This is a genomic window from Aeromicrobium alkaliterrae (assembly GCF_039529015.1).
Classification (GTDB): domain Bacteria; phylum Actinomycetota; class Actinomycetes; order Propionibacteriales; family Nocardioidaceae; genus Aeromicrobium; species Aeromicrobium alkaliterrae.
This window is the reverse complement of record NZ_BAAAME010000005.1, coordinates 311823-330942: the sequence shown is the minus strand read 5'-3', so window position 1 is coordinate 330942 and position 19120 is coordinate 311823. Positions and strand designations below refer to the sequence as shown.

The 19120-nt window shown below is 67.0% G+C and carries 20 protein-coding genes, 1 tRNA gene and 1 other RNA gene; 5 read left to right on the top strand and 17 right to left on the bottom strand.

Features of this window, described 5'->3' with window-relative positions; all coding sequences use genetic code 11:
- Positions 1–37: 37 nt before the first annotated feature.
- Both ABD127_RS15695 and ABD127_RS15690 read left to right on the top strand, forming a co-directional pair.
- Positions 38–1189 (top strand): acyl-CoA dehydrogenase family protein, encoded by a 1152-nt coding sequence (locus ABD127_RS15695; RefSeq protein ID WP_344203197.1) that lies wholly within the window; start codon positions 38–40, stop codon positions 1187–1189.
- Between the two features lie 9 nt (positions 1190–1198).
- Complete coding sequence (locus ABD127_RS15690) at positions 1199–2314, top strand: acyl-CoA dehydrogenase family protein (protein ID WP_344203195.1); 1116 nt, start codon at positions 1199–1201, stop codon at positions 2312–2314.
- A 114-nt stretch (positions 2315–2428) separates the two neighbouring features.
- Here the strand turns inward: ABD127_RS15690 and ffs are convergent.
- Positions 2429–2525: signal recognition particle sRNA small type (gene ffs, locus ABD127_RS15685), an RNA gene on the bottom strand.
- 60 nt (positions 2526–2585) lie between these two features.
- Here ffs and ABD127_RS15680 point away from each other — a divergent pair.
- Positions 2586–2673, top strand: a tRNA-Ser gene (locus ABD127_RS15680).
- 146 nt (positions 2674–2819) lie between these two features.
- Here ABD127_RS15680 and ABD127_RS15675 read toward each other — a convergent pair.
- The 4 genes from ABD127_RS15675 to mobF form a co-directional block, all read right to left on the bottom strand.
- The gene (locus tag ABD127_RS15675) at positions 2820–5192 is read right to left on the bottom strand and encodes an AAA family ATPase (protein WP_344203193.1); all 2373 of its coding nucleotides are present in this window, start codon (positions 5190–5192) and stop codon (positions 2820–2822) included.
- Positions 5193–5297: 105 nt separating this feature from the next.
- A complete protein-coding gene (locus ABD127_RS15670; RefSeq protein ID WP_344203191.1) occupies positions 5298–6506 on the bottom strand; it encodes a tyrosine-type recombinase/integrase in 1209 nt (402 codons plus the stop codon).
- Position 6507: 1 nt separating this feature from the next.
- A complete protein-coding gene (locus tag ABD127_RS15665) occupies positions 6508–6723 on the bottom strand; it encodes a helix-turn-helix domain-containing protein (RefSeq protein ID WP_344203190.1) in 216 nt (71 codons plus the stop codon).
- 172 nt (positions 6724–6895) lie between these two features.
- Positions 6896–10744: a MobF family relaxase gene (mobF, locus tag ABD127_RS15660; protein ID WP_344203188.1), complete on the bottom strand. Its 3849-nt coding sequence runs from the start codon at positions 10742–10744 to the stop codon at positions 6896–6898.
- Positions 10745–10928: 184 nt separating this feature from the next.
- Between mobF and ABD127_RS15655 the strand changes: the two genes are divergently transcribed.
- Together ABD127_RS15655 and ABD127_RS15650 are read left to right on the top strand one after the other, a co-directional pair.
- Positions 10929–11774: an AbiV family abortive infection protein gene (locus tag ABD127_RS15655; protein ID WP_344203186.1), complete on the top strand. Its 846-nt coding sequence runs from the start codon at positions 10929–10931 to the stop codon at positions 11772–11774.
- On the top strand, positions 11771–12259 hold the full coding sequence (locus ABD127_RS15650; protein ID WP_344203185.1) for a hypothetical protein: 489 nt from the start codon (positions 11771–11773) through the stop codon (positions 12257–12259). The genes ABD127_RS15655 and ABD127_RS15650 overlap by 4 nt, the downstream gene beginning before the upstream one ends.
- Before the next feature lie 133 nt (positions 12260–12392).
- Here the strand turns inward: ABD127_RS15650 and ABD127_RS15645 are convergent, their stop codons facing one another.
- The 12 genes from ABD127_RS15645 to ABD127_RS15590 all read right to left on the bottom strand — a co-directional run.
- The gene (locus ABD127_RS15645; RefSeq protein WP_344203183.1) at positions 12393–13175 is read right to left on the bottom strand and encodes a hypothetical protein; all 783 of its coding nucleotides are present in this window, start codon (positions 13173–13175) and stop codon (positions 12393–12395) included.
- Positions 13172–13840, bottom strand: a complete 669-nt coding sequence (locus ABD127_RS15640; RefSeq protein WP_486303286.1) for a helix-turn-helix domain-containing protein — start codon at positions 13838–13840, stop codon at positions 13172–13174. Before ABD127_RS15640 ends, ABD127_RS15645 begins: the two co-directional genes overlap by 4 nt.
- 101 nt (positions 13841–13941) lie before the next feature.
- Positions 13942–14091, bottom strand: coding sequence for a hypothetical protein (locus tag ABD127_RS15635; RefSeq protein ID WP_344203179.1), 150 nt, complete (start codon positions 14089–14091; stop codon positions 13942–13944).
- A 27-nt stretch (positions 14092–14118) separates the two neighbouring features.
- On the bottom strand, positions 14119–14304 hold the full coding sequence (locus tag ABD127_RS15630) for an antibiotic biosynthesis monooxygenase (protein WP_344203177.1): 186 nt from the start codon (positions 14302–14304) through the stop codon (positions 14119–14121).
- Positions 14305–14460: 156 nt separating this feature from the next.
- Positions 14461–14910: an SRPBCC family protein gene (locus ABD127_RS15625; protein ID WP_344203176.1), complete on the bottom strand. Its 450-nt coding sequence runs from the start codon at positions 14908–14910 to the stop codon at positions 14461–14463.
- 43 nt (positions 14911–14953) lie between these two features.
- Positions 14954–15565 (bottom strand): SRPBCC family protein, encoded by a 612-nt coding sequence (locus ABD127_RS15620; RefSeq protein WP_344203175.1) that lies wholly within the window; start codon positions 15563–15565, stop codon positions 14954–14956.
- Positions 15562–15933: an ArsR/SmtB family transcription factor gene (locus ABD127_RS15615; protein ID WP_344203174.1), complete on the bottom strand. Its 372-nt coding sequence runs from the start codon at positions 15931–15933 to the stop codon at positions 15562–15564. Before ABD127_RS15615 ends, ABD127_RS15620 begins: the two co-directional genes overlap by 4 nt.
- Positions 15934–16035: 102 nt before the next feature.
- Positions 16036–16767, bottom strand: a complete 732-nt coding sequence (locus ABD127_RS15610; protein WP_344203172.1) for an SDR family NAD(P)-dependent oxidoreductase — start codon at positions 16765–16767, stop codon at positions 16036–16038.
- Between the two features lie 110 nt (positions 16768–16877).
- The gene (locus ABD127_RS15605) at positions 16878–17222 is read right to left on the bottom strand and encodes a cupin domain-containing protein (RefSeq protein WP_344203170.1); all 345 of its coding nucleotides are present in this window, start codon (positions 17220–17222) and stop codon (positions 16878–16880) included.
- Between the two features lie 73 nt (positions 17223–17295).
- Positions 17296–17682: a YciI family protein gene (locus tag ABD127_RS15600; RefSeq protein ID WP_344203169.1), complete on the bottom strand. Its 387-nt coding sequence runs from the start codon at positions 17680–17682 to the stop codon at positions 17296–17298.
- 125 nt (positions 17683–17807) lie between these two features.
- Positions 17808–18413: a response regulator gene (locus ABD127_RS15595; protein ID WP_344203168.1), complete on the bottom strand. Its 606-nt coding sequence runs from the start codon at positions 18411–18413 to the stop codon at positions 17808–17810.
- A partial coding sequence (locus ABD127_RS15590; RefSeq protein WP_344203167.1) for a sensor histidine kinase occupies positions 18410–19120 on the bottom strand: 711 nt, incomplete at its 5' end. The genes ABD127_RS15595 and ABD127_RS15590, both read right to left, overlap by 4 nt.

The window sequence follows — 19120 nt, the reverse complement described above, 5'->3', positions numbered from 1 at the left end:
TCCAGTAAGCACCTGCTTAGCCTGGCCTGGAGGTCACATGAAGCTTCGCCTGTCCGACGAGGACGCCCGCTTCCGCGACGAGATGCGGGAGTACTTCACGACGCAGTTCCCCGAGCACATCCGCACGAAGGTCCTGAACCGTCAGGAGCTCAGCAAGGACGACATCGTCGAGTCCCAGCGCGCGTTGAACGCCGAGGGTCTCGCGGTGCCGAACTGGCCCGTCGAGTGGGGCGGGCGCGACTGGAGCCAGCTCCAGCGCCACCTCTGGCACGAGGAGATGCAGCTCGCCGGCGTGCCGATCCCGCTCGCGTTCAACGCCAGCATGATCGGTCCGGTCCTCGCGGCGTTCGCGTCGCAGGAGATGAAGGAGCGCTTCCTGCCGAAGACGGCCAACCTCGACATCTGGTGGTCGCAGGGCTTCTCCGAGCCCGACGCCGGTTCCGACCTGGCGTCGCTGCGCACCACGGCGGTCCGCGACGGCGACGAGTACGTCGTGAACGGCCAGAAGACGTGGACCACGCTCGGCCAGTACGGCGACTGGATCTTCACGCTCGTGCGCACCGACCCGAACGTGAAGAAGCAGGCCGGCATCTCGATGCTCCTGATCGACATGACCTCGCCGGGCCTGACGGTCCGCCCCATCCAGCTGATCGACGGCGGCCACGAGGTCAACGAGGTCTTCTTCGAGGACGTCCGCGTGCCGGCCGAGAACCTCGTGGGCGAGGAGAACAAGGGCTGGAACTACGCCAAGTTCCTGCTCGGCAACGAGCGCGTCGGCGTGGCCCCCGTGGGCACCACCAAGCGCTGGCTGGCGGACGCGAAGAAGGTCGCGGGCGACCGGCTCAACGACCCCGTGCTCGCGACGCGCGTCGCCGAGCTCGAGAACGAGCTGCTCGCGCTCGAGCTGACGGCCCTGCGGGTCGTGGCGCACTCGGCCGAGGGCAAGCCGCACCCAGCGTCATCGGTGCTCAAGCTGCGCGGCACCGAGCTGCAGCAGGCCGTGACCGAGCTCTACGTCGACCTGGCCGGGCCGTGGTCGCTGGCCTCGGGGGCCGGCGACGGCTCGGAGACCCCGGGCTGGGCGCGCGTCTCGACGCCGCAGTACCTGAACTTCCGGAAGGCGTCGATCTACGGCGGCTCGAACGAGGTTCAGCGACAGATCATCTCCGGCACGATCCTGGGACTGTGAGGACGGGACATGGACTTCACCTATGACAGCGAGACCGTGGCGCTGCGCGACGCGGTTCGCGCACTGCTCGGCAAGGCCTACCCCTCCTCGGAGGACCGTCGGCGCGTCGTCGAGGCCGATCCCGGCTTCGACGAGAGCGTCTGGACCCGTATCGCCGAGCTCGGCGTGCTCGGTCTGCCGTTCTCGGAGGAGGACGGTGGCTCTGGCGCCGGGCCCGTCGAGGTCTCGGTCGTGGCCGAGGAGATCGGGCGCGTGCTCGCTCCCGAGCCGATCATCGAGTCGGTCGTGCTGGCCGGTGGCCTCGTGGCCGCTGCGGGCACGGCCGAGCAGCGGGCCGACGTGCTCGGGCGCCTCTCCGAGGGCTCGACCGTCCTGATCCCCGCGCTGCTCGACTCCGGCCAGGCCGTCTCGGCCTCCGGCGAGGGCGAGACGGTGACGCTGACGGGCGCCAAGGAGCCCGTGCTGCACGGTGCGCGGGCCGACGAGCTCGTCGTCAGCGCCGTGACCGACCGTGGCGTGGAGCTGTTCCTCGTCAAGGGTGACGCCGAGGGTCTGACCCGTACGGGCTACCGCACGCACGACGGGGGTCGCGCGGCACGCGTCGAGCTGGCCTCGACCCCGGCCGTGCGGCTCGGTGAGCAGGGCGACCGGTCGGCGACGATCGAGGAGGTGCTGGCGGCGGCGCGCATCGCGTACTGCCACGAGGCGCTCGGCGCGATGGAGGTCGCGCTGTCGCAGACCGTGGAGTACCTGAAGACGCGCAAGCAGTTCGGCGTCACGCTCAACACGTTCCAGGCGCTGACCTTCCGGGCCGCCGACCTGTACGTGTCGATGGAGCTCGCGCGCAGCACGGTCATGTGGGCCACGCTGGTGCTCGCCGATGCGCCGGAGCGTGCGGGGGAGGCGGCGTCACGGGCGAAGGCCATCGTCAGCCGCACGAGCCGTCACATCGGCCAGGAGGCGATCCAGCTGCACGGCGGCATCGGCATGACGGCCGAGTACTCGGTGGGTCACTACACGAGCCGGCTCACGGCTCTCGACCACTGGCTGGGCGGCGGCGCCGACCACCGTGCGGTCCTGGCCGACGGCATCCGCGACCACGACGTGCTCGAGCCCCTCGCCTGACGCCCGCCCTCGGGCGGTGAGTCAGAGTCCGTTTCCGACTCCGGAACGGACGCTGGGTCACCGCCCGTTCGCATGTCCGGACGCTAACTCACCGCTCGGGGCGGGTGCCGGGAAAGCAAGGACCCCTCGCGTACCCGACAGAGCACACTGACCCTTGCTGCCTTCCGGCCCTGGGGGAGTTGGGTGAGATGTCGCCACGCGAGGGGCTGCGAACACTGTACCGACCGGGCGGGTGCACACCAACCGGAGGGCGACCGGTAACCTCGTCCGCGGAGGATTCGCATAGTGGCCTAGTGCGCTCGCTTGGAAAGCGGGTTGAGTGAAAGCTCTCAGGGGTTCGAATCCCCTATCCTCCGCCAGAACGCCAGTGAAATTCGGGCCTCGCACCTCCTCGGTACGGGGCCCGATTTCGCGTTTGGTCTCAGTTTTGGTCTCAGTTGATCCCACGTAGGAGTTGTTTGCGAGGTCGGGAGGTCCATGATTCGGCGACCGAAAGCTGCGTCGGCTACTTCTTCGTCTTCTTCTTCTTGATCGTGACCTCTGTCGCTGGGTCAAGATCGTCGTCTTCCAGCGTCGCTAGTTCGCGCTGCGTTTGAAGCGCGCGGATCGCTTCTCTGAATTCGTCGAACCGAGGGACCAGCGGGTGCGTCGGATCGTCCAACTCGAAATCCTGCCGGAGTCGGCCGATTGCTTCGGCGAGGATTGGCGCAGCATCAGAGCCCGAGACCCCTAGTTCGATCTCGGCCAGCAGCCTTCGAGTGTCGTGCTTTCGCATCCCGTCGGGGTAGTCCTGGAGGAAGTCTGCGATTGTCTGCTCCAGACGGTCCTCAGCTCTCTTCCGGGCTTCCTCGGACGCCGCGTGATCCAAGAGCTCGGCGAGGTGAGCAAGCAGCGCACGGAAAGTTGAGAGGAGTTGAGGGACGCCCTCGGCTTCGGGAGCTATCCGCGCGAGATTCACCACTTCGGTGGCGAGCCCCATCTTGTCGATGTGTTCGTCCTCAAAGGCTTGGCTGTAGGCGGCGCTGACTGCGGGGATGATCTTCCCGCTGGTCTTCTCGAGCTCTTGAGTGATCAGGTCGTCGGTGAAGTTCGAGAGGTCCGCTTCGCTTAGCGGGCGAAAGCGCGCGAGGTGATTGAGCGCTGCGTGTCTGATGACAGAGAGGGGAAGGAGATTCTCGATCTCCAACACGTTCTCGAGGTCGGGCCGGTCAGCAGCCCATTTGTCCAAGCGGACGATGTAATCGTCTTTCAAGATCCGCTGCTTTCGGGCTTCCCCACGTTGCAGGACCCGCTCCGCCTGCTTCCCGGCTTCGTCGCCGTCGAGCAATGCGACGCACGGCGGCTTGGTCGAATCGCGACCCCGCGCCAGGTACGCCATGTACGGAACGGCGTCTGCGCCTCCACAGGCAACGACCGTGGTTTCGTTCAAGTCAAGGACCCCTCTGCTGGATCCGTCGGCCGTCGCGATGACCGTTGACAGTCCGGTCAAGAGGATCTGATCGACTTGGCCCTCCACTAGCAAGTTCTTTCCACCGACGTAGACCGTCTGAGCGACATCCGAGCCAATCGAAGACCGAAGAGGCTCATACCTGTTGATGCCCGCCTTCGGCACGACCCGCGTGCCCAGGTCTTCGGATCCCTTGTCGAGTGCCCGCACACGTTCCGGGTGATTCTTGTCGATCAAGTAGGGCGAGTGGGTCACGTAGACCACTTGACTAGCCGGGCCGCCGTCTTCTGGATCTGCGTAGTTCTGGAGAACGCGGAGCAAATCCTGTTGACCAGCGCTGGACAGATAAGCGTCTGGCTCGTCGAGCAACAGGATGTCCGGCCTTCTGTTCTGGAGTCGATGAGCGGTGATCTGAACGAAGTAGCTGAGGAAGAATCGAAGGCCCTGGCTCCGCTCATCAAATGAGTACTTTGAGCGAGTTCGATCCTGAATAACGAATGCAAGCTCCTGCTCGCGAGGCTCCACCATCAGATCGAAAGCCCGGTCCTGAGTCCACCAGCGTTGGATGTTCAGGTTCGCGCGGATGGCGTCATTGATGATCTTTACAACTGCCTCGACCTGCCCCTCCTTTTCCGCTTCGAGCGCCACTTGCAAGTCGCTGAAGGTAGCTACATCGATCCGTGCGATATCAAGCAGCAGCTGCCGGGCGAGCTCGAACTCTCGCTTGCGCTTTTCTTCCGCGAGCGCCGTGGCCAAGTCGACACCGGGGGTGATTGCGCTCCGGACGATCTCAACGGACTCTTCTGGTGCGGCCGGCTGAACGCCGATCAGTCCGTCTAGAAGCTGAACCCGCCTACGCCTCTCGTGGAGGGGATGCCGCGTGGCGCCGGCCAACTCTCGGATGGAGACGCTACTTGGCACCGCCAGGTCCGTGCGCAGCACAAAGCAGTCCGGGAGAATCTGCTCAATGGCAGACCGTTGCTCGGCAGTGAGATCGACCTTGCTGGCGCCCACCACGGCGAATGATGGTTCGGATCCTGGGCGGTAGTACCCAAAGGAGTTGGCTCCGGCGAGGAAGGTTAGGGAGGAGCGCTCGACGGAGTCCTGCTCCTCAAGCTCGATCTCAATCCCAAACTCAGGCAGACGCCGTGCCCCCTGTTCTGCGGAATGAAGTTCGCTGTATCGGCAGAAGTCGCCACGCTCGAGAGGAAGGCGCCCAAGACCCATCTGAATGGCTGCGACCAACTGGCTCTTACCGGATTCGTTCGACCCCACAACCGCAGTGACCTGCTTATCGATCGGCACTCGAACGAATGGCCGCCATGGATCTGTTGCTTCCCAGTCGTTTTGGGGGGACTCATCACGAGTCTTGCGATCGAAGTCGTAGTTGAACGACCTGAAGTAGCGAATGTCGACCCGCTTCAGCTTCATACTTAGACACTTTCGCTCACCGGAGACTGTGAGACGACTGTACGGGTTTGGTCGGACACTCCGGATCGTCCGAATGGCGAGGGCTGTCCCAAGCCAGTCGCTCCGTCAGGTCGTGGGCGGAAACAGCAGTTCGCCCACACGGTCAGCTACTTCGCGCCTGATCGGGTCGGTGACGTGCTGATAGCGCGCGGCCATCGAGGTACTGGACCAGCCCATGATTGACATGACAGTGCGTTCGGGTACGCCGAGGACGAGCAGAACGGTGGCGGCGGTGTGGCGGGCGTCGTGCAGTCGGACATGGCGGACGCCGGCCGACTTCAGCAGGTCGCGCCAGGCGACGTAGTCGGAGTTGAGGTTGATCGGACCGCCAGTGTGGTTGGCGAAGACCCAGTCCTCCTCTGTCCAGAGTGATGCGGCATGTCGTCGCTCGGACGCCTGCACCTCGCGGTGATGCTCGAGGAGGTCGACGAGCGCTGTGGGTAGTCCGATGACGCGCTGGCCGGCCGAGGACTTCGTTGGTCCGAGCACGCCGTTGCTTCGTCGGGCATGCGGGCAGCGGCCCGGAGTCTTGCCGCACGTGCCCCCGCAGCCATGCTCGTAGACGGGGCGAAGTCGCGTCGCGCGCACGCGAAGAGATCGCGTCTCGAGATCGATGTCGGACCACCTGAGCGCCAGCGCTTCGCCCTGTCGGAGTCCGAGTGCCAGGGCAACCGCCCAACGTGCGCCGTTCCGAACCTCCTTCGCCTCGGCGAGGATCAACTGCACTTCCTCGAGCGTCAGCGGTTCGACCTGCTCGACGTGGACCCTCGGCGCCCGGGCGAGAGTGGCCACGTTTCGAACGACGTGGTTGCGCCGTTCTGCTTCACCCAAAGCGGTGCGGACGGTGCGATGTGCCTGGTGCGCGGTGGCCGGTCGAGCACCACGTTGGATCATACGGCTGTACGCCGACTCGAGGTGTTCGGGTGTCAGGCGATCGAGTCGCTGGGCGCCGATGACGGGGATCAGGTGCTTCACCACGGCGGTGCGATACGCCTGGTAGCTGGAGTGACGAAGGCTCGGCCGAACGATGGATTCGAGCCAGTAGAGCAGCCAGGTCTCCACGGTCCACTTCGATCCGACGGCTGGCGTGCGTGCTGCGTCTCGGAGCTTCTCCAGCTTGCGTACCTTCGTCACAACGGTGGACTTCGTCTTGCCCGTGACATGGCGTCGGTCCGGTGATCCGTCGCCTTTAACGCCCACGCTGACTCGTCCGTGCCAGCGGCCGTCGTTGCCGAGGTAGACGGTCGAGGCAGCGTTGGGATTGCGTCCGGTCACGTCAGGTCTCCCGCTGAACGGACCCGCGGAGACGCTCGACGAACTCCTCCAAGCAGGCCATGGGTATGCGTCGAAGTCGTCCGACCTGGACCGACTCGACCTCCCCTGTGCCGATCAGTTTGAACATCGATGTGCGTGCGATGCCCAGCATCTCTGCGGCTTGCTCGACGCTCAGGAGCAGCGGCACCAATGACTGTTCGACGGCTGGTTCATTCATCGTTCGCCTCGCTTCGTGACTGACTTCGGGTTCGTACTACAAGGCCCGAATGGGGCCGTCGGTGATCACGTTGGTTCACATTGGTTCGCATCGCGGCAGGTGAGTTTCGATCGGTGGATAACTTCGGAGCCGCGCAGCCTGTGGATGAGGGCAGCTCAGCACCACGGACCCGTCAGCGCGATGGACCCCGAGGGTGTGGGCGGTCCGGGCGACATCCAGGTGTGTCCGCGGGGCGAGGCAACGGTGCGTAGGTGCGGTCTCTCTGGGGCGGTGCGGCGAGGCGCGTGATCCGAGAGTGGAGTGCGGCGGTGGCGTGATCGTCGGGCAGATCACCCTCGGCGGCCGCAGTCGTGAGGAGGCCACGGCTGTCGCGACCGGAGTCCGCGAGCAGCGCGAGCTCGTTGGCGAGAGTGACGGTATGCGAGTCGTATCGCCCAACGACGTAGACGATCGGACCGATCCAGGCTTTGGCATCGTGGCCGGCTCCGTTGGCGACAAGCCGGTCGAGGGTGCTCTGTTGGGCTCGTTCGACGAAGTCCGTCCGTGGCGGGCCGGTGACCTGAGCGGGATCGGTGATGCCGTGGGCGGCACGCCAGACGTCGACCTCGGCAACGGTGTGACGGTCGAGCGGTGCCCCTGCGGGAGCCCACACAGCTGCCGCGGGCTCGTCGACCGCGGCCTGCCAAATGACGTGTCGCAGGTCCGCGACCTGGTCCTGGCGTTCGCGGAGGTACGGCCCCCAGGTCCGGTCTTGGGCGAGCTGTGAAGGGATGCGTGGGAGCCAGCGAAGGGGCCCACCACGGATGGGCTCAATCTCGTGGAGCACTCGTCCCATGGCGTCGGCTGGGCTGTCTGCTCCGGAGAGGATCGATGGTCGGGCGAGCATCTCGAGTAGGTCCTTGCCGTCGCTGCCATCGGCTTCGCGAAGTTGAATCTCGGCGAGCAGCGACGCCCACGACCTCTCTTCGGTGATACCCGGGACGCAGTTCTCGGCGTGCCGAGCCAGCTCCAGAGCGCGCCCGGGTGCCGCAGTTTGCACTGCTCCGGCGTGGACGGCGTCGGCGTAGCGGATGACCGCGGTGTGCAGGCGGGCCTCGTCGCTGGACGTGAGCCGCGCGGTCTCGCTCGCGCTGAGGGCGGAGTCGTCGCGGCGAATCATGGCCTCGAGGACCTCTGTTGCTGTGGTTGCATCGAGGGTGTCGGCGCGCATGACCTGGTGGGGGTCGCCATCGGGTGCGATGGCCAGGTGGAGGTGGTTGGCGTGCCTTCCTCGACTCAGCATGGTGTAGAGGAGCTGACGCGATTCATCGCCGGTCGCGATGCCGTGCATGGTGTCGGCGGTGACGCCCTGGGCGGTGTGCACGGTGGTCGCGTACCCGAGGTCGACATGCTCGGCCACGTACGACTTCGGTATCTCAACGTGCAGACCGCTACCGGTGTGACGCGCTCGGATGCCGGCGTCGCTGATGCCGGTGATGGTCCAGCGGTCGCCGTTCTTTACCCAGTCCGACTCGCTCGTCGCGAGCCGTCGATCGTTGCGTCGGGTCAGGATCGTATCGCCGACCGAGGCCGACGTCCCGTCCGCCAGCGGGACTTCGGCGGAGGGCTGCTGGTCGCCGAGTCGAGCGGATCGCGCGCGCTCGTTGAGGGTGGTGACCAGGTCGCGGGTGGGGGCGAGCATGATCGAATCCAGGCCCGCAGCACGGTCGGCCGACCACGCGTGGAGTGCGTCGTCGGTGCAGGTCGTGGCGTCGCCCAGGTGGATGCGATTGGTGTCGAAGTAGAAGCCGAGCGCGGCGGTGTTGCCTTCGCGGAGCTGGAGGGTGGCAGCTGCTTCGGCGGGGTCGGAGAACCGCATCACCTCATCCAGACGCACCGCCCCGTGGGTGGCGGCGATGTCGCGCAGGACTCCGCCGGCGCCGACGGCTGAGAGTTGCCGGTCGTCGCCGATCAGTCGGACCGATGCTCCGTGGTCGAGCGCCTGGGTGATCGCGGCATCGAGGCTGAGGGTGTCCGCCATGCCGGCTTCGTCGATCACCACCAACGTCCTCGGCCCGATCGAAGCCCTGAGTTCCTCACCGGATGCATGGGTGAGCTTGGCGAGTGTGTCGGACCTGATTCCGGTCTCGGCCTGCAGGTTCGCAGCCGCCGACGCCGACGGGGCGAACCCGAGGACGTCACCACTATCGGCCGCCCAGGTGTGCGCGAGGACGCGCATGGCGGTCGTCTTGCCGGCGCCGGCGGCGGCGATGCCGACCTGGAGACGAGCACCGCTCGTGGCCATCTGTGATACCAACTCGATCTGGCCGGAGTTGAGTGTGGTGCCGTTCGCGGCCGCCTCGACGACTCCCATGCGCACCGATTCGAGTGCCACTCGGCGGCCTCCGGTCATCGCAGCAGCGTCGCCGATGCGGTCTTCGGCGGCCAGGATCCCTGGACTCGTGTAGAGGTCGTGGCCGGTGTGTCGATAGACGCGACTGCCGTCCGAACGTCGCAGGATGTCCGGGTCGTCGACGGGGTCCAGGTCCGGCGTCAGCGCGACTGAGAGGTGGGCGACCACGGCGTTGACGAGGTCGTCAACGACGCGCTCGATGTGTTGGACGGGGCAGTCCGCGGCCCGGACCTGGCGTTGGGCTTCGGCCCGGACGTGGGTCGGTTTCCACGTCGCGCGCCGAGACTGAAGCTCGGCGATTGTGCGGTGAGCGGCGTCAGTGAACCAGGCCTGCGTGACCCGCTCTCCGGGCGAGGCCGGCGACGTCAACGCTGCATCGACCATGATGTCGATGGCGCGTTCGGATCCCAGAACGGTGATGGCTTCGCCTCGCCAGGCGGCTCGTTGCTCGGCGAACGAGCGGGGTCCGTGCTTGGCGGTGCGGGTCTCGAGGTTCGCTTGCTGCGCCAATGCGATCGCTTCGGTCTGCGTCGGCGGGCGACCGTGGTCACGCTGGAACTGAGCCGACAACTCACCCTGGCGCGAGACGATGTCGCGACGCCGCTTCGACCATGCCGCGTTCAACTCCCGATTAACGCCCGAGACCTCACGGATCGGACGACCGCGGCTCGCGTCGGGGCGCTCCTCGAAACGCAGTCCGAGGTCCGCGACTAAGTGCCGTTCGAGAGCGGTGTTGTAGGTCTCCGAGACCGCGACGACTGACTCGTAGAGCACCCGACCGTAGATCGACAACCACTTGCCGTCCTTGGTCTGGACCTTGTTCGCGACCGCCACGTGCGTGTGCAGATCCGGGTCGCCAGCGCGCGAATCACGGTGCGTGAATGCCGCCGCGATCAGCCCGCGCGTCTCGACCTGGCGTGCACCTTGCTTGCCCTCGCGCGTGAACAGCGCCTCCCGCTCCAACAGGCCGAGCGCGTCCGCGACAGCTTTGTCGTGCGCCTGCTCGATCACCTCAGCGATCTCGCGCGGCGCGATCGCCCATAGCGTCGAGACCGACTTCACCGGCGAGAACGTCAGATCAAACCCCGACACCGCCGCTCGCGACGGACGACTGAACCGTTTCAGCGCAGCATCGAGCTCACGCTGATTCGTCGGCGCCCGGCCATGCCGCGCGTCGAACATCTCCCGCGCGACTTCGGTCATCGCCCGCGACCGCAGCGCCCTGTTATCGGCTCCGGTCGGGGTCGGATCAGCGCGTAGTTGCTGCAGCTTCTTCTTGACACGTCGGTCGAACTCGGCCCCGGTTTCATCGGTCAGCACGGCGAACCGTCGTCCCAACGGGACCTCGGTGATCGGGTCGCAACCGTGCCCGAAGAGCCGCAGCATCTGCTCGGCGGTGACGACGTCCCCCGCTTCGATCCCGTCGATACCGACCAGACCTGACCCCATCCATCGGCCGGGGGCTTCGCCCTTGGCCGAGTAATAGTCAGCGATTGCAGAACGCCCCAGCTCGGTCGAGTCCTGCACAGCAACCTGCCGGGTCAGGTAGTCATACCCCGACCCGGCCGAGAGCTTTTGCAGAGAAACCGTCACACCCCACAAGGCCCCGGAGTGCCTCTCGGTGATCACCCGAACGCTGAGTGAAAGAGGTGTGTGGAGACTGTGAGCGCGAGACTTCGACGAGCAGGCGTGCAGCAGGTCACGACCAAAGGCAATGGAGTGCGCGCACCTGGTCAGGGAAGCGGGTCGAGCAAAGGAGTCCGTGCATTCGCGGAGCCCGCGAACTGTCGGTGGGGCGATGGACACTGAGCGCATGGCCACGCGTCGACTTCCGGACATGACTCCCGAGCAGGTGGAGCGCCTTCAAGACGCCCTCCTGGCCAACGCCGATGCCCTCCTGGTCGAGGCCGGTGAAGTACTGAAGCGTGGTCTCCCGGCCTTGGCTCGCGCCCTCGCCATTCTCGGCATGGAGGAGTCTGGAAAGGCAATCGCGATCCACCGGCGACGGGTCCGCATGCCAAGTCTCGATGAGGGGACGCCGTTCCGGTCCGACGAGCTTGATGACCTCTGGGCGAACCATCAGAAGAAGTTGGACCTGGTTTACGAGTTCTTGCGCGACGAGGAGTACTGGTTTGGCGTCGAACCTGCACACCCTGACGAGAACGCGTTGATGCTGGGCTCAGTCAAACGCTGGGCTGCCAAGCACGACAAGCTGAAGCAGCGAGGCTTCTACGTCGACATCGACAAGTTAGGCAATCCCCTCGCGCCTTCCGACCTGCGGGACGACGAAGCCGTTGGGCGCATCATTGAGCTCATTCATCAGATCGGCTGGCAGTTGCGGCAGGGTGAGCACATCGAGGGCAAGCGTCAGGACGAGCAGACCAGCGGAGTTCCTGCGATGGAGGCCGAGGAACTCTCGTGGCTTGATGAGGTCGAGCCGGATTCTGACTGCGGGGAGGATCGAGGCTTCTTCCTAGATCTGCGGCGATCGTTGGAGCGAGGTACGCCTGGCATACCGCTGCGCAACGAGACCTATCGTTTCAATCCTCCCGGCGCCGATCGCGCTCCGTTCCGGAATGTCGGTAAGTCGGGGTACGAGGCGCTGACGAGGGAACTGCTGGCCATGTCCGAAGAGCTAGATGGCGAGGCAGGCACGTGAGCGCTGAGTGGCTGGCATGGATCGGCGCGGGGACGGGACTCTTGGGTGCGGTCACAGGGGTCGTGTCGCTTGCGTGGCAGATCGTCGCGCATCGATCGTCGGGGCGACTCGTCAAGGTGGAAGCCTCGTATGTCATTCCCGTCTATGGGCCGCCGCACGCGCCGGAGTTCCGTGATGACGACCAAGTATCGGTGAGCGTCATCAACCGTGGCGGCGCCCCGGTGAGTGTCTTGAACTTTGGCGTGTCCATCAGCGGAAGGACACATCGCCAGCGGAATCTCTTCGTACCGAACCGTCATGCCATGAGCTCACCGTTGCCCGCAGTGGTGGATCCGGGCGGTGAACCTGTGACGGTTCACATTCCGGTTGCAGACCTCCGACGAGTCCGCTCCGAGGAAGGCGTGCCCTTCACACGAATGTGGCCGTGGGTCGAGCTTGGAGACGGGCGGAAGCTGTTCGCCGACAAGTCGGTCCCTCTCAAGTGACACCAGGGGCGTCAGATCAGACGACGTCATGAAGTGTGTTGCAAACTTCGGCAGGTGGGCTCGCTCGGGTCCGCCCTGCAGCCAGCATCTTCGTCCTTCATGTCGGACTCGCTAGTCGGTGGTCGCTGGCTGTCTATGTGTCGCCCTGGGTGAGAACGTCGAGTGTCAGTTGCGCCTGCGAGCGGTGGTTGCCGGGCAGCGCTCGCCACGCCGGGTGATCCGCGTCGAGGCGCGTGGCGAGGATGGTGAGTCGCCGACGGTCGGAGCCGGCGAACCCGGCGCGCTCGGCAAAGGGGTCGTCGATGCACGCGAGGAGCGCGGCAGCATCGAAGAGGTGTCGCTCGCGGTCGCGTGAGTCGGCGGTGTAGGCGGCGGCCTTGAGGATGAGTGCGCCGAAGGGGCGCGGTATGGAGATCGTCGTGGCCGTGCCGGCCGCGATCTCCAGCTTTGCGTTGACGGTGCGCCGCAGCGCTTGAGTGCCGCCTTCGATGCGGATCATGTCGTGGCCGCGAAGCTTCTCGATCACGCGTGGTGCCGGGTGGTCGGCGATCAGGACGTCGACCTGGTCATCACCGGCCACGAGGTCGACGGCCGTGGTGCCGCGCACGAATCGGTGAGCGGTGCTGGCGCGGGGGTCGATGCTCGGCTGGAATTCGTAGCCGAGCGCCTCGAGCGCAGTGGCGACCTTGCCGGGAGAGCCGCGCGTGCTCTCGATGTGCAGCACGATGTCGACGTCGTTGGTGGGACGCACGACGCCCATGCCGTGGTGGATCGAGTGGAGCTGCGTCATCAGTCCACCGACCAAGGTCCAGCTACCAGCCGGGAGGGCGTCCGCCAGTTCGGCAACGCTGGGCCAGGGAGTCGGCCATCCGCCTGGTGGGGAGGCGACCTCGATGGTCGGGCGGGCGGCGCTCATCGGAAAGCCTTCAGCGACTCGGCAAGCACGCGGTGGCCGACACCTCGCACGCGCGGGTCCGTGCTGGTGGCCGCGTCCAGGGCCGCGATGACGGAGGTGTCGACCAGGACGCGGACCTGTTCGAAGTCGAAGCCGGTCACCCGCAGTGTGACCGGTCCGGACGGGTCGGCGCGCAGGCTGAGGTCTCGAGAAATCGTGTCGAGGTCGCTAGCGGCGACATAGCCGTCGATGTTGCTGTTCACGGCGTCGGTGAGGCCGAGTGCCCGCGTGTTGGAGACGGCGACGATCTCGCGGAGGCAGGGGAGTGCCGCGCGGTGTGCCTCGAAGGTACGAACCTGAGCACGATCGCGGGTCCGGGTCAGGAGGTCGTCGACCTCGGTGAGCTCGCGCAGACTCTGCCGGAGGCGCGAAGCCTGAGTCGTTCCGAGCCAGTCGGCATCCAGGCCCGCGAGCATCGCGACGGCTCCCCAGGCGGTGTGCTCGGCCCAGGCTCGGGTGCGGCCCATGCGCTGCGACTGGAGGTAGCGATCGACCGACCGTTGGTCGATCAGTCCTCGCGCGATGCGGCTGATGGCGCCGGTGTCTGCGAGCCGGCGGGCGTGACGGGTCGACACCCCGAGGGTGTTCGCTGTCTCCTCGATGGTGAGGAACTCCCGACTAGTCACAACAGATAATGTCCCATGTCGGACTCAATCTGTAAATGGCGCAACGACGACGTTCGCCTGGACAGTTGAGGACGGCGGTCGCGATCAGCGCGTCGCCGCGGTCAGAGCGAGTAGGCCCCGAGCGGGCCGTAGAACGTGACTCCGGCGGCCTCGAGAGCCTTGCGCAGTTCCGGGCAGGGGGTGCCGCAGATCTCGCTGATGGTCGTGCAGACCTCAGCGAGGAGCTCCATCATCGGACCGATGTTGGCCATGTGCTCGAGGCCGGCGACGGAGTCGCGCTATCGCTCGTGGACGAGGCACTCGGTGCCGTCCGTGTTCAGGAAGAACTCGTACTCGAGGGTCCCGGTGTCCTGGGTGCGCACGATCTCGATGCACTGCGCGGCGAGCCGCTTGAATTCCTCGAGCTGGCCCTCACGGATGACCATCCGGGCGGTGCCATGAATCTCAGAGTTGCCTGCCGACATCTCTCGAGGCTAGACCGATCCGGTTTCGCTGCACCGCCGGACGTGGTGGGCCAGGTCGGCGGTGAGCCTCATCCCTGTGCTTCGACGAGGTTGATCAGGTCGTCGTCGGGATCGACGAGGGCGGCGAGCATAGGTCCAAGATCCTTGACTTCCGACTCAGGCCGAGAGGTGGCGTCCAACCTGGTCGGCCATCCGCGCCCAGGTCTCTTGCGTGCGGTTGAGGTAGTCGGCCCAGGTCGCCTCCATCTCGTGCGTGAGCGTCAGGAGCGCACCGTCGCCGTCGGCGGTGATGTCGGTCGTGACGACGGAGTGCTCGCCCTCCTCGGGCAGCCAGGTGAAGGCCAGTCGGCGGGGGCGGTCGATCTCGAGGTAGAGGCCGGTCGGACCGGCCTGCTCGGGGTCGCGGCTGTCGATGAAGCGGAAGGTGCCGCCGACCCTGGCGTCGATCTCCACGCGGAGCAGCTCGGTTCCCGGCGCTGATTCGGACAGAGCTGCCCCCATCCAACGCTGGACCGATTCAGGGTCGAGCCAGGCGTCGAAGACGTCGCCGGGTGTGGCGTCGTAGCGGTGGGTGAGTCGGGCGGTGATGTGTGCGTGGTCGGTCATGCGGCGCTCGTTCCTCTCGGTCCGGTCAGGGCAAAGGAGATGGTCACTGCTGGAGGTAGGCCTTGGCGGCGCGTTCGCTGGCCTCGTGGGCCACGGTCGGGTCCGCTCCGGCGTCGACGTGGGCCCGCTCCCACGCGCCGAGCGATGCCGCGACGAACTCGGCACCTTCGGGGGTGGCGTCGAACGTGGCCATGGCCTCCGGGGTGGCGCGCGGGTCGTCGGCGAGGTGGAGGGCGAGGCCGAGCAGGCTCGCGTCCCATCCGGCCCCGGCGGCGCCGGGCCCGTACTCGCGCCAGTGGTCGTTCTCGGGCACCGAGTGGGTGAGAGTCAGGGTCGCGCTGCCCTCGGCGCCGGCGATCGTGACCTCCACGAGACTGACGTCGTCCTCGTACTCCCACGTGATCGTCAGAGACCGCGGCGAGTCGCAGTGCAAGATCGTGCCTCGGGTGCCGCTGTCGGTGAGGCGGTAGTGGCCCGACTCGTGCAGGTCGCCCTCGGCGGGCTCGAACCAGCGTGCGAGGCGTGTCGGTTCCGTGCACGCCGACCAGAGGTTCTCGGGTGTCGTGGGGAAGGTCTGCTCGAGCGCGATGCGGTGTCCGTCGCCCGAGCTGGCCAGGCGCCGGACTACCTCGTGGATCTGGGTGGCGGTGTTCATGCGACGACTCCGTCCTGGTTGGTGGTGGTGGTCGTGGTGTCCTGCGTGGGAGTGCGGCGCCCGCGGGCGACCTCGGTCCCCAGGGCCGCGAGGGCGGACGACCAGAGGGAGCGGAACTGGTCGAGCCAGTCGTCGATCGTCTCCAGTGACTGCGGCTCGAGCGTGTAGAGCCGCCGAGCGCCGTCGACCCGCGACTGCACGACCTCGGCGTCGCGCAGGATCCGCAGGTGGCGCGACGTGGCGGGCTGGCTCAGGCCGAACTCGTCGCGGGCCAGTGCCGCGAGCTCACCGGCTGTCCGCTCACCCCGACCCAGCTCCTCGACCAAGCGCCGACGCGTGGGATCCGCGAGAGCGGCGAAGGTGTTCACCTATCCGTTATATAACGAATAACATATATAAGCAAGACAAGGGATGACATGGGCGATGGTGAGGACCGAGCCCGATGCACCGGCTACGGTCCGGGGTGGCGACTACAAGCCGCCGGCGATCCGGAGTACGGCTCCAGTCGTGTAGGCGGCGTCGTCGGAGAGGAGCCACGCGACGGCTCCGGCGATCTCGTGAGGGTGCCCGGCTCGCCCCAGCGGGATGGTGGCGGCGACTTTCGCGGGGCGGTCCGGATCGAGGTGGAAGTCGGTCCAGATGGTCCCGGGTTCGACGCAGTTGACTCGAACGCCGGACGGGGCGAGCTCCTTGGACAGGCCGACGGTCAGGGTCGAGACACCGGCTTTCGCCGCTGCGTAGTGCACGTAGGTGCCGGGGCTGCCACTGGTGGTGGCGGCGGAGCCCAGAAGCACGATCGAGCCCTGATTCGGCTGCAGTCTCAGTGCCGCTGCTCGGCACGTCAGCAATGGCCCGAGGAGGTTGACCTCGATGTCGTGGCGGACCTGCGCCGGGTCGAGGGTTGCGAGGGGCCCGACCGCACGTACTGCGGCCGCGTTGGCCACGACACCGCTGAGCGGCCCCAGGCAATCAGCGGCGTCGAGGAATGCTTCGAGGGAGTCGGGCTCGGTGACCTCGACGGCGTGGGCGGAGGCCATGTTGCCCTGAGATCTCAGTTCGGCCGCAAGGGTTTCGGCCGTGGCCTGGTCTGCCCGATAACCGATGAGGACGGCGTAGCCACTTGCCGCGAGGCGGCGAGTGATCGCCTCTCCGATGCCGCGCGAGCCCCCGGTCACTGCGACGACGCGGGTCTGGTTGTCCATGGCGATGATTGTGGCACTGCGTTCGTGCGCTCTCCCTGGCCGAGAAGTTGGCCCGCCCGGCGCTCGGGCAACGGTGCTGTCTGCTCAACGACGCGGACGGTGGGCGACCGTCACACGGCGTCTTCCTGGATGAATGTGGGGGAGGCGTGGATGCACATAACGCGCAGGACTCCCGTGCCGGTGTTGGTGAAGGCGTGCCAGGTGTCAGGTTGGACGACTGCGGTGTCACCGGTCGTCGCCTCGACGACCTGGTCGCCGATGCGGATCGTGGCCTGACCCTCGAGCACGGTCCAGGTCTCGGTGTACGGGTGTCGGTGCAGGTCGGGGCCTTGTCCTGGGTCGTTGGTGACGAGGTAGAACGAGACGCCCGAGCCGTGGGCCTGGCCCTCGAACCGCAGGGTCCGGCTGCCGGGCGGGCGCAGCTCGTCGGCGTGGATGACTCGGGGTGTGCTCATGCGGGTCTCCGGACGTGAGGCGCGCCGGGTCGCGGATGCCCGAGACCCGGCGCAGCGTGGGGCGGGTCGGGTGTCAGGCGACGTCGGACTCGGCATCGGCTGGTGCTTCCTGGAGGGCACGGACCTCGACGCGGCTCTCGAGCGCGGAGGATGCCTTGCCGGCCCACTCGACGGCGACGTCCTCGCTGGCGACGTCGATGACCCAGAACCCGCCGAGGTACTCGGGCGCCTCGACGAACGGTCCGTCGGTCCGCTCCCGCTTGTCACCGCGGTGGTCGACGGTGATCGCAGTGGCCGGCGGGTGCAGGCCGCCGGCGAACACGAATGCACCGGAGGCCATGAGCTCCTCGATGAAGGCGCCGGCGACGGCCATCGCGGCCTCGGCGTCGGCGGGGTCCATGGTCTCCAGGGTGGGGGAGTCGTCGGTGTCGTGGGGCAGGGACAGCAGGTACTGCGTCATGATCGATTCCTTCTGGGTCGGGTGCCCGTGTCCTCGGGCCGTGACTCCAGCCTGCCGTCGTCGGGGCCGCCGGGGCAGATGACGTTGTCACCGGTCGGTCGTGACAACTGTCATCGACGTTGAGCTCAGAGCCAGCCGGCTTCGCGAGCCGTGCGGATGGCCTCGGTCCTGTTGCGTGAACCGAGCTTGGCGACCGCGTTGGAGATGTAGTTCCGCACCGTGGCGGGCGAGAGGTGCAGCTGGGCACCGATCTCGGCGGTGGTGGTGCCGCTCTCGGCGGCGCGCAGCACGTCGGCCTCGCGCTCGGTCAAGGGGCTGTGCCCGGTCTCGAGCGCCGCGGCGATCATCGAGGGGTCGAGCACCCGCTCGCCGGCATGGACCCGGCGGACGGCGTCCGCCAGCTGGTGGGCCGGTGCGTCCTTCGGCAGGAACCCGCGGATCTGGAGCTCCAAGGCACGCAGGAGGTGCACCGGTTGCGCCAGGCCCGTCAGGATCAGCACCCGGCAGTCGGGCAGAACGTGCCGCAAATGCCCGGCTGCGGTCAGGCCGTCGAGTCCGGGCAGGTCGATGTCGAGGATCGCGATGTCCGGGGACGTGCTTCCGGCGGCGGTCACGATGTGGTCGCCCCGGTCGAGGTCGGCGACGACCTCGATGTCGTCCTCCATGCTGAGCAGCGCGATGAGCGCGCCGCGAATCATGTGCTGGTCCTCGGCGATCAACACGCGGATCACGGTGCCCTCCGCGTCGCGGCGCTGTGGGGGCGCCGCGCTTGGACGGACGAATCGGGCGGGACCAGCACCCGGAGCGAGAACTCGCCGGAGTCGATCGCGGTCTGGACGGCGCCGCCCAGGGCGCTCGCGCGTTCGGCCAGACCTGCCAGACCCGACCCGCCATGTCCGGTCAGAGCAGTTCGACTCGGCGCCCCGTCGTTCGACATCGTCAGCGCGAATCGGCCGTTCTCGACCGACCCGTCAATCGTGACGAGGGTGGCACGGGAGTGCCGCAGGACGTTCGTCGTGCCTTCCCGCACGGTCCACCCCAACAGCGCGTCGGTGCCGGGTGCGACCTCGACGAGACCATCGAGCAGGTCGGGATCGACCTGCGTCCGCACCCCAGATGCTGCGAGGAGGCTGACCGCCCCGTCGAGCTCGTCAGCCAGGGTCACACCCCGCTCGCCCGCAGCGACCTTCACGAGATCGTCGATCAGGGAGCCGGCGAGCTGCGAGATCTCGCCGACCTCACGGCGGGCCGAGTCGCGGTCGCGGCCCAGGAGCACGAGAGCGAGGTCGCCCTTCAGGGATATCGCCGAGAGCGTCTGGCCGAGGGAGTCGTGCAGATCACGTGAGACGCGGTGATGTTCCTGCTCGACCGCGCGAGCGGCGAGGGTGGCGCGGTCGCGACTCAGGTCGGTCACGACCGGCACCATCGAGGCGGGGGG